Raw genomic sequence first — 13568 nt, 5'->3', positions numbered from 1 at the left:
ATTTATTTGCTTTTAAAGCGGCTGGTTTTATTTAATATTGTCGTTATTTACAGGGAATACCGCGCTAGCCCATTTTTATTATTTATGCTCAAATCGCTTCTCCTTCTGTTGCTCCTATTGTTTAATTTTTCCGCTGAAGCTCAAAAAGTATTTTTATCAGGTTTTGTAAAGGAAGAGGTAAGTAAAAGACCGATTTCAGGAGCGATGGTTCAATTTAAAGGGATAGAGCAAGAAGTCCGCAGTGACAAAAAAGGTTACTTTAAGATCGGGCTGGAAAAAGGTGGTTACCAGATATTGATTAGCCAACCGGGTTTCCAGGAACTGAGTTTCCCCTTACAGCTTGTGGAAGATCATGAACAATTCTTTTATTTGAAAAAGGATGCAGCAGTGTTAAAAGAGGTCGTTATCAGCAGCAATAAAGCATCGGTGATTCAGAGTAACCTGAATAATTATCAGTTGTTGAAGATAGCGGACCTGGAAAAAGCGCCTGGTTTTCTAGGTGTAAGTGATGTGATCAAAACGATTCAGACGATGCCGGGAACTGGGAATGGTGGGGAAGGCAATGCCGGTTTGTTTGTTCGTGGTAGTGGCTCCGGACAAAATCTTGTGCTTTTTAATCATGCTGTGGTTTATAATCCATCTCATTTACTTGGCTTTTTCTCAGTTTTTAACAGTGATGCAGTAGGAGAGGTAAAGTTTTATAAATCGGGGATTCCGGCTGAATATGGTGGTCGCCTATCCTCCGTAGTTGACATTCAAAGTGACCAGCAGCTGGCGGATTCTTTGGTATTAGATGGGGAACTGAGTGTTTTGGCGGCTAAAGTCAACCTGAAAATTCCGATCAGTAGTAAATGGTCTGTGGCAACTACCATGAGAAAAACCTTTATGAATTTTTCCGTATGGCCGATTGTCAATAAGCTGAGTTCGAAAGATGAGGAGGGGAATCAGCTGAATTATGATTTTTACGACTTCAATTTTTCCACTGCAGCAGAACTCAGTAGAAAGGATAAATTATTTGCTTCTTTTTATATGGGTGGGGATGATTTTGGCTTTGATATTTCCAAATTTGGGATCTCCAATGGGATGAAATGGCAAAATACTGCAGCAGCGCTGAAATGGAATAGGATGATTTCTAATCAGTTGAGCCTGGAAACTGTGGCAAGTTATAGTGGATATCGCTTTAATTTCAGCATGCAACAGGAGGGGATGCAGTTGGGCGTTCGTTCTGCAATCACCGACTTTAACTATAGCTCCACTTTAAAAGCCTATTTCGACCAGCATCAGCTGAGAGCTGGACTGAGTATGATCCAACATAAATTTATTCCCAATACGCCTTTAACTAAAAACCAGGAGACTGACCTTAATTACGGCAAACCAAATACTTATCTGGCAGATGAAACCGCTGTTTTTTTAAGTGATGATTATAGACTTTCCGATCATTTGAGTATGTATGCAGGCTTAAGAATGACTTATTATCGCCATAAAGGACCATATAGTACAACTTCAGCAGCTGATGAGCATAAGGAATATGCCAGAAATAAGACGGTTAGTGATGCCTTCTTTCTGGAACCCGGACTAAGCCTGAAGTATCATTTGAATAGGAGTACGGCGCTAAAATTTGCGTATTCCAGAAATGTACAAACGGTCCACCTGATTCCGATAACGGCCTCTAATTTCCCTAGTGACTTCTGGATTCCTGCCACTTCGAAAATGCCTGCTGAAAAGGGAAATCAATATAGTTTAGGGGTTTTCAAGGAATGGGCAGATGCAGGTTATGAGGGATATGTGGATGTGTACTTCAGGGACATGAAAAATATAGTAGAGTTTTCCGGTGGACTCCTAAATTTATCAAATACGGTTAAGATTGAAGACCATGTTTTTCTAGGAAAGGGCAGTAGTTATGGTTCGGAATTCTTTTTTAAGAAGACAAAAGGGAAGTTTACAGGCCATATCAGTTATACGATTGCTAAATCAGACCGGACTTTTGAAGGGATTAATGAGGGTTATACTTTTCCTTTTAAATATGACAGGACGCATGACCTGACTACGGTACTAAATTATAAGCTCCGTACTGGCTGGTCTTTGTCGGCATTGTTTACGCTGGCCACTGGTAATGCCTATACGAAACCCATTAGCAGGTATTTAGTTGCCGGGAATGTGATCAATGAATACGGAGCCTATAATGGTGCCAGAATGCCTACTTATCACCGGATGGACTTATCAGCTACCTATCAATTTCCAGTCAAAGGGAGGTATCAAAGTATCTTATCTTTCTCCGTTTATAATGTGTATAACCGTCGCAATCCAATATTTAATTATTACATCGCCAGAGGGAGTTTAAATACGGGTAGCGTATCTGTACAAGAGAAATCGCTCGCCTTGCTGCCGGTATTGCCTTCCATTAATTATAAAATAGTTTTCAAATGATGAGTTTCCGACATATCTGGGTATTTATAGCTTTACTATTCTTGCTTTGCGCTTGTAAAAAGGAAAAGAATCCAGGGCTTTACAAACCAAAATTTGTGGTAGAAGGCTGGATTGAAGCAGGAGATTTCCCCTATGTTACCCTAACACATAACCTTCCTTTTTTTGCTACGATGGATTCTGCGCAACTTGCAGAAATTGTGATTCGCTATGCTAAAGTAACCGTAAGTGATGGTTTCGAAACGGAAGTGTTAACGGCAATGGTGGATAAACGTTATTTCCCTTATTTCGTTTATCGTGGAACGAGTTTAAGAGGGAAGGTTGGCGGTAAATACAGTTTGAAAATTGAGTATGCAGGAAATACGCTGACCTCGGAAACGGAAATCCCTAATCCGGTAAGTCTGGACAGTATTTGGTTTGCAGAAAAACCCAAAAATACCAGGCAGTTAAATGTACGCATTGTAGATGCTCCCAATGAAAAGAACTATTACCGGCTTTCTACGAAATTGGAAAGTGAAGCCAATTTTACACCTACTTTGTTAGCCAATCAGGATGATTCCTTTTTTAATGGGAAAACACTTGTGCTACAGGTAAACAGGGGGATGGTCAATAACTTAACTACTAAGCATGATCCTTATTTTAATGCAGGTGATGATGTGATTGTCAAGTTATCATCGATTCCTGCCTCTGGATATGAGTTCTGGAGCAGTTTGCAGGATGAAATCTTAAATGGCTCGAATCCTTTGATTAGCAGTGCTAAAGCTTTAAAAACAAATATCAAGGGACCGGGACTTGGAGTTTGGTGTGGTTATCATTCAACGTATTACCGAGTGTTAGCGAAGTAAAACCTTAAATTAATAAGGGCGGTTTTCAATAGAAAACCGCCCTTATTAATTTAATATCGTGTTGTAATTAGAAACGATTGCTGAAAAGGTCAAATTCATCTATGATGCTGGTAAAACCTTTGCCAAAGAAAGTTTTAAGGGATACTTTCGATTGGTCATTAAATACCAGGCGTGGTTCTAATTGATAATCTACATAGTTATGAGGAACCCATGCTCCAGTTTCGGGATCATACTTGAAACCAGGGAAGATAACTTCTTGCATTACAAATTCATTCTTTGCAAAAACTTCATTTTTATCTTTGTATACCGCAAGTAAAGAAGAATTTTTGTTCAATGTTGCGATTTCTTTAGTCCTTCTTACTTCTGCAGGAAGATTCCTGTTCGCCTTATAATCCTCTTGAATTGCTTTTACGTTTACCTGACCAGTAATACGGATATTCATGACATCGAAAGTGGTATTGGCATCTTTCAGGATCTCTTCTATATGCTCTATATCTTTAACAGGAGGACGGCTTTCATTTAGATTTCCAGTGGTAGCTAAATTTAATAACTCGATGTTGTCTTTTGCTAACCATACTTTTGTGTTGAGTGTTTTTGAATCACTCAGTCCGCTTACCAGGAATGCGAATGTGCCTAAATTTAGTTTAATGTCTATTTTTGTTGGAAAAGCATCTTCCTTATATTCATAAACACCGGTAAGTTTTAGTTCTTCTTTATTACCAACTTTCAATAATACATTTGTAGTTGCTGGTAATTCAAAATAGTCACCATCTAGCTGAGCTTTTACTTTGGATACAGTGTAGTTTGCAGTTAATACGGCATCATTACTGCTGGCTGTTGTTGTACTTGGGAAATGTATTTCAAGTTTATCTGTTGAATTTGTTTTAAGCCATTTGCTGGTTTTACTATCCCATGTGTAGATTCCGAAAAACTCGCTTAATGCAGCGGTGTTTTCAAGATTATTGGTGGTTACGGCAGAAAGTAGTCCTCCGATTTGTTTTTGCTGAGCTGCTTGAGCAATAGATTGCAATTCAATACCCAAGTCTGTATTTGACATCATGTCAAAATCTAATTCTACCAGACGGTTGATTAGTTTAATGAAGTTTTCATTTGGTAAGGCATCGACTTTTTTGATGAAATCCAGGCCGTTTTTTTCTAATGCTTTTTTGTTTTCCTCTACAGTTAGCTTTGAATAACCTAATTCAATCGGTGTTGTAGGGGGGATAATCGGTTCTTCAGTGAAAGTCTTCTTTTTACAAGACAGGAGTGCGCCAAATAATAAGGCGGAGAATAAAATGTTTTTCTTCATTTTTTGTGTTAATTTAAATTAAGCGAATTTAGAATTAAATTTCTTTATTTTTTCGTAAACTGCGTATAGACGCAATTTTAAGCCTAAACTCAGTAATGGGTAGTGTTTATTTTAGTTTAAAGGGGTGTTGTTTTTTTAAATAGGCTTCACTTTGTTTTTCTAACCAATTTTCCTTAGAACTGGCATACTTATTTTGTTTTAATTATGTTTGCTGAATAATTCAATGAAGAACCGCTTTGCGGAATGTTTACAGAAAAAAAAGTATAAAGAGAATAAATATGATTATTGCACCTAAAATTCGTGGGTTTATCTGCCTGACTGCTCATCCTGATGGTTGCGCACAAAACGTGTTAAACCAGATCAATTACGTGAAATCTAAAGGCCCTATTGATGGTCCTAAAAAAGTCCTGGTAATTGGCGCATCAACCGGTTTTGGTTTATCGTCAAGAATTACTAGTGCTTTTGGATCTAATGCATCCACTATTGGTGTATATTTTGAGAAACCACCAGCACCTGGAAAAACTGCTTCTGCGGGTTGGTACAATACTGCTGCATTTGAGACGCAAGCACATGAGGCTGGCTTATATGCTAAAAGTATCAATGGTGACGCCTTCTCAAAAGAGATCAAAGAAAAAACTTTAGCACTGATCAAAGCTGACTTAGGTCAGATTGACCTGGTAATTTACAGTTTAGCTTCTCCAAAGAGAGTTCATCCGGTAACGGGTGTAGTGCATAATTCTGTTTTGAAACCAATTGGTGAAGTATATACTAATAAAACAGTAGATTTTCATACGGGTATTGTTTCTGATATCTCTATTCAGCCTGCTTCAGGTGATGATATCGAAAATACAATTGCTGTAATGGGTGGTGAAGACTGGGCAATGTGGATCGATGAATTGAAAGCTGCAGATTTACTTGCACCTGGTGCAACTACAGTTGCTTATTCTTATATCGGCCCATCTTTAACAGAAGCGGTTTACCGTAAAGGTACAATCGGTCGCGCTAAAGACCATTTAGAAGCTACAGCATTCCAGATTGCTGATAAGTTAAAAGACATCAACGGAAAAGCTTATGTATCGGTAAACAAAGCCTTGGTTACTCAGGCGAGTTCTGCGATTCCGGTTATTCCTTTGTACATCTCTTTATTGTACAAAATCATGAAGGCTGAAGGTATTCATGAAGGCTGTATCGAGCAAATCCAACGTCTGTTTAAGGACCGTTTGTATACAGGTGGAGCAGTATTAACTGATGAGCAAGGAAGAATCCGCGTAGACGATTTAGAGATGCGTGACGATGTACAAGCACAGATTGCTGCTTTGTGGACTGAAGCAACTACAGAATCACTTCCTGCAATCGGCGATCTTGCTGGTTACAAAAAGGATTTCTTAAACTTATTTGGTTTTGACGTAGCAGGTGTTGATTACGATGCTGACGTAAATGAAATGGTAGAAATTTCAGGATTGGTATAAATCAATTCTTAATTTATAAAAGAAAAGCGCTTCCAATTGGAAGCGCTTTTCTTTTTAAAAGTGTTTATTTAATTCTTCTGCCAGCTCTTTTGGAAAGAGTGGCTTCCGGAATAACCTCACTACATGAGGATTTGCTTCCGCTTTCTTGATGTCTCCAAAGTCGAGTGTGGAGGATAATATCGCCACCACACATTTTTCCGTGATGGACGCAGGCAGGCCTTTATAAATTTCCAGGAATTCAAATCCATCCATCTCCGGCATCTGAATGTCCAGTAAGATGAAATCAGGGATCTTCTCCTCATCGTTCTTATTTCTGCTGAGGTAATTCAGCGCGTCTTCACCTGATTGGCAAAGGATGATTTCATCAAATAACTTAGTGATGGTGATGATCTTGGAGTTGATTTTTAAGTCCACCTCATTATCATCGATTAACATGACCTTTCTGAGCTTATTTAACATTTGGAATCGTGATTTTAAAGGTGGTACCTTCTATCGCATTGGAGCTTACTGTGATCTTTCCGTCGATTTTATTTAATGCTTCTTTTACTATGAAAAGGCCCAGGCCACTTCCATGGTTAATTTTACTTTTAAAGAATTGTAGGAATATCTTTTCTAAGTGTTCATTCAGGATCCCCATTCCATTGTCATTGATGGCAATGTGAACCTGAGTAGGCTGAACTTCTACAGAAATGTTTACATTTTTATTCAATTCCGTTTCTTTCTGATATTTGATCGCATTGGAAATCAGGTTTCCTAAGATCACTTCAATCCGGAAAGCATCTCCAAAGAAAGGCTCATCCTGAATGATGCTGACATTAAATCGCATGTCTTTATCAGTATAGGCATAAAGTTCAATCAGGTCGGCAACCAGTTTTTTGAAATCTATTTCCGTATGTTCTGAAACTGTCTTGTTGTTTTTATAGTATTGCAGCGTTTTCTGAATGTAATAATCCAGTCTGTTGGAACAGGTTTCTATCAATCCCCAATATTCTCCACTGGAATTGAAAAGCCCTTCCATTTTCACCAGATTTACAATTCCCATTGTAGAAACCAGGGGTGCCCTTAATTCATGGGAAATGCTATAAATAAAGCGGTTTAGTTCATCGTTTGTTTTTTCAAGCTCTGCCACTTTATTTCTAAGGTCTATCTTTGATTTATAGGCATCATAGGCATTTTTGATAGAGTTGTGCAGCTCCAGGTCATTCCATGGTTTGGTAATGTAGCGGTAAATATCCCCATGGTTAATTGCATCTGCCAGTGCTTCAATATCGGTATAACCGGTTAATAGAATCCTGGTAGGATCTGGAAAAGTATTTTTGATGCTCTTGAAAAACTCCACCCCCGTAATATTCGGCATCTTCTGATCCGCAATAATCACTTGTACTGCAACATTTTCCAGGATTTTTAATCCTTCGTCGGCAGATAGGGCGGTGTAAATTTCATACTGCCGTCTAAAACTTGCTTTGAAAGCATGCAAGTTATTTTCTTCATCATCAATATACAGAACACGTATAGTTGTGGCATTCATAATAAAGTTTATTATCGTGAGATTAGGGGTAAGGTAATAATAAATTCTGTACCGTGATTTACTTTTGTCACAACATCGATGTGACCACGATGGTTTTCAATGATCCTAAATACGATGGATAAACCTAAACCAGTACCTTCTCCAACATCTTTCGTTGTGAAAAAGGGCTCGAAAATCTTTTGTTTTACTTCTTCAGACATTCCTGATCCTGAATCTTTGATACTGATTTTCACTTCTTCTCCTTCTTGCCAGGTGCTGATGCTCAGTTGTTCCTCGCTATTTGGCGATTCTTTTCCTTTGATCGCCTGAATGGCATTACTGATCAGGTTCATAAAGACCTGATTAATTTTACCAGGCATACACTCTACTTTCGGTAAGCTGCCATAATTCTTGACAATCTGAAGGTTTCCAGGGAAAGTGCTTCTCAGTAAAACCAGGGTTGAATCCAGGCCTTCATTTAAGTCCACAGGTTTGGTGTCATTCTCATCAAGCCTGCTGAAATTTTTCAGACTTCTGATGATTTCAGCCGTTCGTTTGGCGCCTTCTCCAATTCCGGAAAGTAAGGATTTGATCTCTTCTCTAACGAAATCCAAATCAATAGATCTTTTGAAAGATTCAATATCGCCAAGTTGTGAGTTAAGGTCTTGTGCCGGATCAATTTTTTCGTACATATCAATCAACTCATTCAAGTCGTCGATATCCATCTGAAGGGGTTTAATATTCGAGGTCACGAAGTTGATCGGGTTGTTGATCTCATGGGCAATACCGGCAGTCAGCTGACCTAGAGAGGCCATTTTTTCAGAATCGACCAACTGAGATTGTGTCTCTTTCAGGTTTGATAATGCATCGTTTAAGCTGGTGTTGAAGGTCTCCAGCGCTTCTGTTCTTTCCTTTACTTTGATTTCCAACAGGACGTTTTGTTCACGTACCAGTTTTTCATTTTCAGTTAGAATTCTCAATGCTTCCGATTGTGATTCTTCTTTCTCTTTCTTAAAGATGTTGATCTTATCTGCCAGGGCAAAAGAGAGCAATACGGCTTCTAATCCAGATCCGATTAAGATCGCATTATTCGTTAAGAAAGTATAAGAAAGGATACCAACATCTTTCAATATGAATATGATCACTCCGATTAGGAAGCAAGACCATGAAATTGTAAAATAAAGCGCTGGACGGTATTTCTTTCTGTAAATGATGATACCTGTAACGATTACGCTAATAGAGGCTACAATGGTAAGCAATTGCAGCGCCATTTGAGCTGCTACGGGATAGCCAGTAATGCTGATTCCAAAACAGAAAAGGTAAAGTAAGAGGAGTATATTCAGGTAACGGTTTACATTTCTATAAAAATTCTTGACATGGAGAAACTCCTTGGTAAAGAGAATAGAAGTGATACCTACGAAAACAATAGAAAATACCAGTCCCTGATTGTTTAAGTACAGGTTGTCGCCCCAAAGTAAGGAGAATGCATAACCTTGTAAACAAAGTTGGGTAAAGCCAACACTAAAAATATAGACCACATAAAACAGGTAGCTCCTGTCTCTTACGGTGGAATATATAAAGATATTGTATAAGAACATGGTGATGATTAAGCCCATGTACAAGCTGAAAACATTGCTTTCCATAGAAAGCCCCTGCATAATTGTAGCATAAGACCCTATAAATAGCGGGAGGGTAATCGGACTGGAGGCAGAAACTTTCAGGTAATAAGTAGTGGTATCTGAAGTGGTTCTGAGTCTGAAAATCGGGTCTTGATGAACAATATCCCGACGGTGGATAGAAACTTCATTTCCGGATTTAATCGCTTTGTATTGTCCTTGTTCCGGGTAGAAAAAGACTACTTTATCCAGATTCGGGCTTTTCAATTGAAGGTAATAATCACTGGCCATTTTCGGGTCTGCGATTTTGATTCTGATCCATATATTGGACTTCGTAAGTCCGAAGTTGGCAATCTTATTATAATTGGGTCTGAATTCTCCTTTTTTAATGACTTGTTCCAGGGAAAGTTCTGCCGAAGCATCTTCATAGGTAGAGACCTGGTCGCTAATGTTGATCTGGGTATTTTTTGTGCTGTTCAGCTGAATGATCTGTGCAGTAGCCTGATGGCTAAACAACAGAAAAATTAAAATAAAACAAAAAAACTGTGCAATCTTTTTCAAGGTATTCGGGTGTTGCATTATTTGTCAAACTTTAAATCGTACATGATATCCACATCACCCTTAGGGCCTGTTTCCGATCGTACTTGTACCGGGTTTTCAATAAGGTCAAAAACAAGCTCTCTAATGGTTGGCTCTGCTTTTTCCAGTGTTCTCAGGTTGTCAATAATTACCGCAGTGGCAATTAAATCCAATTTAGGATAGTAGAATTGTCCATTGTTGCCAACGGCAATGTTCACATCAAAACCTGTTCTTTTTCCTCCTCTAACGGTAGCCGGAGCACAAAGGGCAAATAAACTGTGCAGCCCTAGTGTATAAGCTAAAGCTACAGAAGCCCGGATTAAAAAGATACTACCTATTCCAAAACCCGCAATTTCTCTGGAATTCCAAAGACCACAAAGTTCGCCGGTTTTCAATAACTTTCTTTCTATGAGCTGGTCAAATATTTTAGGATCCAGTTTTCCAATTGCATCTTCAATTGGAAGAGGTAATTCATCATCGGCAATTTGAATCCGCGCGCCACCTAATGCCCTTCCATCCTCGGTAGATTCTACCAGGATGACATAGGTATTCTCATGCTGCATCCAGGCATGTTTTGCAGATGTAATCATGGTGATGCCATAAATCTCCAAAACTTTTCTGTGGCCATCTATGAACTTATGACATAAAGCCTCGTTATCTGTTGCTTTAAATGCGGTGAACTTTACCATTTAGTGGGTTAAATTAGACATAAATATTTTATCTATTGGCAAACGTTTCGAAGGTGTTGCTTCTTCTTCAGCGTAGAATAACCGACATAAAAATACGCTTACTTCCTGCTGATCTACTGCTGAAAAGCAATTGTAGAAAATTTCATTTAATTCAGAAAATTTGTCTTTAAGATAAAGGTCCTGATTTAGTCCATCTCCATATTTTAAAATGTTAAAGTGTAGAATACTGGCAGTCATAGGGTGCAGAGAAATGCCTGCACGGTTTGCCGTTAGCCACATGCGTTCTACGGCTTTCCCGCCTTTAATGAAATCATCGGCGGTATAAGTTGGCATGGTAACCAGGGCAATAGCGGAGGAAGCCAGACCTGACTTTTTAGAAAGGCGTTCCAATCCAGTACCCATTTTCCAAGTTTTCAACAGCTCGAGTACTTTTGGATCTTTTGCAATGCGCATCCCAATGGCTTCTCCTGCTGTTAAGCCGAAAGATTCCAGGTCTAATCCATCGCCGGTTCTTTCGCTTTCTTCTTTAGTAAACCTCAGTTCCAGGTTGAAAAGTTCGTGATGACCAGTAGGGGTGTATAGACGAAGCTTATCGGCTTCTCCCATAATATTTGCCACTTGTTGTATGGCATTTTTATCTTCTATAAAATAGATTTTGGCTCCGTCAATCTGCTCTGTTTCCGCTTTGATTTCGGCTAAAGCTTCTGCCGGGATGGCCTTGATTACTTTAGGCTGGTTTCTATTCGTATTTCTGATGTCGGTGAAATCTGCCAGTTCATCTTTTTTACGATCTGCTGCTGCATTAGAGAATTGTAAAACGGCAATTAGTTCCGGAATTTCGGAATCTGGAAAAAGCTGTTCATGAACTTCCAGGTTCAGTGCATCTGCTTTCAGACGGATGCTTTCCAGAGTAAGTCCGAAGCCTACATAGGCCACAATATTCTTATGGTTTGCAAAAGAGAAGGAGCGTTCTTTATCATGGAAAAGGAACAATGCACCGTCTTTATACAGCCATTTCCAGGGTTGATTATTACCTGCTGAGCTTCCTCTTTGTGCGGTCAGCATCAGTTCATCCAATTGCTCTCCATCAAGTGGAATGGCATTTTCTGGTTTTGTAAGTTGCAATTCGGCTGTTGCTGCCTCCATTTCTGGAAAAGAGATTCCTTTTTCAGGTTGTGGTACTACAGCGGTTTTGGAAGTATTCACCGGATCTGCAATGATCTCTTCAATGTCGACAAAAAACCTACCTGAAACAGAAAGTTCCTGTAAGAGAATCCTTCTCGACAGATCGGCGGTGATGCCTCCACCATAGGTTACGGCACTGGCCAGTTGTGGCCATGAAGTGATGGTTTGTTGAATTTCAATCATAGAGGCTTTCATCCTGGTGGATAAAGTTTCTACTCCTGCAATCGGCAATATATAAGGTATTTTTTCTTCGTTTGTTTTAAGGTGTTTTACTTTTGAAATGTCGAGATGCTCAATGTATCCATGTAAAATAGGACGCTCTGGCTCCAGGTCAAATCGTTCAATGTCTATAGTACCTCTGTCGCTGGCCTCCATCAATACTGGAATCTGATGTGCTTTGGCCCTTACTCTACAAAGGATTTTGATGTCAATTCCATCACATTCATCGATTAAAAGATCAAGTTTTCCATTTTCAGTTAAGAAACTTTCAATGTTATCTTCTGTGATACCTTCGTGAAAGCAGGTTACTTTTAAGAAAGGGTCTATCTCCGCAATTTCGCGTGCAACAATCACTGTTTTTCTTAAATCAACATTCTGTACGCCGCTACGAATACGGTTTAGGTTGGTCAGGTCTAAGTGGTCAAAATCTGCAATGCGTAACTCTCCACATCCGCGCTCAATGGCCAGGGTAAGGGAAACTGATTGTCCAACGGATAACCCGATGACGCCAATTTTTTTCTCCATCAGGAGGTCTTGTTCCTGTTGGGTGATTTTATGTTTATTCCGATTGGTTCGGACTAGGATAAATTCTTCTTTGTCAAGGATATGAACCAGCTTTTCTAACCATGGGTAATAAACCCATACGCCATAAGTATCAGCCTCTAGTCCATTCAAACGTTTTACTATAAGTTCATCGATTTGTGCCTTGCTCAGCACTAATGTTGGATTTAATCCTTTTACCAGATCTGTTAGTTGATTTGTAATACTGTCAAATACCTGGATATGCGGTTTTTCTTTTAGCAAATTCAATAATGAAGATTGATCTTCTGGATTTAGAATTCTAAAGAATGTTGGTGTATAGATTTCACTATACTTTTTTGTTTGCGAAGCTAGCTCTTTTTTAAGTTGACGTAATTCTTTATCTAATTGCATTTGTTCTATGAGATATACTCTTTAATCATTACAAAAATTCTATTAAAATTATACTTTTCAGGGGTATAATGAAAGTATAATTTTTATTATTACGATGATGTTAATTTTAATTAACGCGTTACGTGCTAATAATGAGCGTCGTTGCTATGAATATTAGTTCAAAAAACAGGATCGGAATATTTTATTCTTATAAATTTTCAACCAAATTAGTTCATTGAACCTTATAAAAGCAATATATTTAAAAAAATTATATTAAATTCATAAGATGAATTCTAACGCATCCATAAATGTCCTGTACATAGACGATGAATCTCACAATCTAAACTCTTTTAAAGCGGGCTTTAGAAGAATGTTTAATGTCTTTACTGCAGAGTCAGCAGAGGAGGGGAGGAAGGTTCTGGAAAAACAATTAATCCATGTGATCATTACTGATCAACGGATGCCTGTCATGACGGGCATTGAGTTCCTGGAATCTATCATTCCTGATTTTCCTGAACCCATCAGAATCTTACTTACAGGATACGCAGATATTAACGCCGTGATTGATGCCATCAATAAAGGGCAGGTTTATAAATACATTCAGAAACCCTGGATGGCTGAAGATCTTCGGATCAATATTGAAAAAGCTTTTGAGATCTATTCGTTAAGAAAGGAAAACCGGGAGCTGACAGAAAAATTATTGATCGTGAATCAACAGCTGGAATTTTTATTCCGTCAGAGCCTCTTATCTTAAAAAATTAGGAGTAGAATTTCGGGTCAATATCGGTTTGCTATTGATATTGTCCCGAAAAAG

10 protein-coding genes are annotated in these 13568 nt (G+C 38.7%); 4 read left to right on the top strand and 6 right to left on the bottom strand.

Features of this window, described 5'->3' with window-relative positions; genetic code table 11:
• The first annotated feature begins 84 nt into the window (after positions 1-84).
• Both R2S10_RS14985 and R2S10_RS14980 read left to right on the top strand, forming a co-directional pair.
• Positions 85-2427: a TonB-dependent receptor domain-containing protein gene (locus R2S10_RS14985; RefSeq protein WP_316841230.1), complete on the top strand. Its 2343-nt coding sequence runs from the start codon at positions 85-87 to the stop codon at positions 2425-2427.
• Positions 2424-3269, top strand: coding sequence for a DUF4249 domain-containing protein (locus R2S10_RS14980; protein WP_316841229.1), 846 nt, complete (start codon positions 2424-2426; stop codon positions 3267-3269). The genes R2S10_RS14985 and R2S10_RS14980 overlap by 4 nt, the downstream gene beginning before the upstream one ends.
• 67 nt (positions 3270-3336) lie before the next feature.
• Here the strand turns inward: R2S10_RS14980 and R2S10_RS14975 are convergent, their stop codons facing one another.
• A complete protein-coding gene (locus R2S10_RS14975) occupies positions 3337-4578 on the bottom strand; it encodes a hypothetical protein (RefSeq protein ID WP_316841228.1) in 1242 nt (413 codons plus the stop codon).
• A 278-nt stretch (positions 4579-4856) separates the two neighbouring features.
• Between R2S10_RS14975 and fabV the strand changes: the two genes are divergently transcribed.
• Entirely contained in the window at positions 4857-6047 is a 1191-nt protein-coding gene (gene fabV, locus R2S10_RS14970; protein ID WP_316841227.1) for an enoyl-ACP reductase FabV, read from the top strand.
• Positions 6048-6101: 54 nt separating this feature from the next.
• Here the strand turns inward: fabV and R2S10_RS14965 are convergent, their stop codons facing one another.
• The 5 genes from R2S10_RS14965 to R2S10_RS14945 are packed head-to-tail and all read right to left on the bottom strand — an operon-like array spanning position 6102 to position 12775.
• Positions 6102-6506 (bottom strand): response regulator, encoded by a 405-nt coding sequence (locus R2S10_RS14965; protein ID WP_316841226.1) that lies wholly within the window; start codon positions 6504-6506, stop codon positions 6102-6104.
• Complete coding sequence (locus R2S10_RS14960; protein WP_316841225.1) at positions 6496-7575, bottom strand: hybrid sensor histidine kinase/response regulator; 1080 nt, start codon at positions 7573-7575, stop codon at positions 6496-6498. Before R2S10_RS14960 ends, R2S10_RS14965 begins: the two co-directional genes overlap by 11 nt.
• A gap of 11 nt (positions 7576-7586) precedes the next feature.
• The gene (locus tag R2S10_RS14955) at positions 7587-9749 is read right to left on the bottom strand and encodes a 7TM diverse intracellular signaling domain-containing protein (RefSeq protein WP_316841224.1); all 2163 of its coding nucleotides are present in this window, start codon (positions 9747-9749) and stop codon (positions 7587-7589) included.
• A complete protein-coding gene (locus R2S10_RS14950; protein ID WP_316841223.1) occupies positions 9749-10438 on the bottom strand; it encodes a hypothetical protein in 690 nt (229 codons plus the stop codon). Before R2S10_RS14950 ends, R2S10_RS14955 begins: the two co-directional genes overlap by 1 nt.
• Positions 10439-12775: an Rv1355c family protein gene (locus R2S10_RS14945; protein ID WP_316841222.1), complete on the bottom strand. Its 2337-nt coding sequence runs from the start codon at positions 12773-12775 to the stop codon at positions 10439-10441. It abuts the gene before it with no gap.
• Positions 12776-13040: 265 nt separating this feature from the next.
• Here R2S10_RS14945 and R2S10_RS14940 point away from each other — a divergent pair, with 265 nt between their 5' ends.
• Positions 13041-13508, top strand: coding sequence for a response regulator (locus tag R2S10_RS14940; RefSeq protein ID WP_316841221.1), 468 nt, complete (start codon positions 13041-13043; stop codon positions 13506-13508).
• The last annotated feature ends 60 nt before the right edge of the window (positions 13509-13568 follow it).

This window comes from Pedobacter gandavensis, assembly GCF_032678745.1.
Classification (GTDB): domain Bacteria; phylum Bacteroidota; class Bacteroidia; order Sphingobacteriales; family Sphingobacteriaceae; genus Pedobacter; species Pedobacter gandavensis_C.
Note: the sequence above shows the minus strand (reverse complement) of the source record. Positions and strands in the feature narration are given on the sequence as shown.

What these genes read in the sequence shown, in the direction of transcription:
- R2S10_RS14950 (WP_316841223.1), bottom strand. Translation starts at nt 10,438, where the DNA reads ATGGTAAAGTTCACCGCATTTAAAGCAACAGATAACGAGGCTTTATGT.
- R2S10_RS14945 (WP_316841222.1), bottom strand. Translation starts at nt 12,775, where the DNA reads ATGCAATTAGATAAAGAATTACGTCAACTTAAAAAAGAGCTAGCTTCG.
- R2S10_RS14965 (WP_316841226.1), bottom strand. Translation starts at nt 6,506, where the DNA reads ATGTTAAATAAGCTCAGAAAGGTCATGTTAATCGATGATAATGAGGTG.
- R2S10_RS14955 (WP_316841224.1), bottom strand. Translation starts at nt 9,749, where the DNA reads ATGCAACACCCGAATACCTTGAAAAAGATTGCACAGTTTTTTTGTTTT.
- R2S10_RS14940 (WP_316841221.1), top strand. Translation starts at nt 13,041, where the DNA reads ATGAATTCTAACGCATCCATAAATGTCCTGTACATAGACGATGAATCT.
- fabV (WP_316841227.1), top strand. Translation starts at nt 4,857, where the DNA reads ATGATTATTGCACCTAAAATTCGTGGGTTTATCTGCCTGACTGCTCAT.
- R2S10_RS14980 (WP_316841229.1), top strand. Translation starts at nt 2,424, where the DNA reads ATGATGAGTTTCCGACATATCTGGGTATTTATAGCTTTACTATTCTTG.
- R2S10_RS14975 (WP_316841228.1), bottom strand. Translation starts at nt 4,578, where the DNA reads ATGAAGAAAAACATTTTATTCTCCGCCTTATTATTTGGCGCACTCCTG.
- R2S10_RS14960 (WP_316841225.1), bottom strand. Translation starts at nt 7,575, where the DNA reads ATGAATGCCACAACTATACGTGTTCTGTATATTGATGATGAAGAAAAT.
- R2S10_RS14985 (WP_316841230.1), top strand. Translation starts at nt 85, where the DNA reads ATGCTCAAATCGCTTCTCCTTCTGTTGCTCCTATTGTTTAATTTTTCC.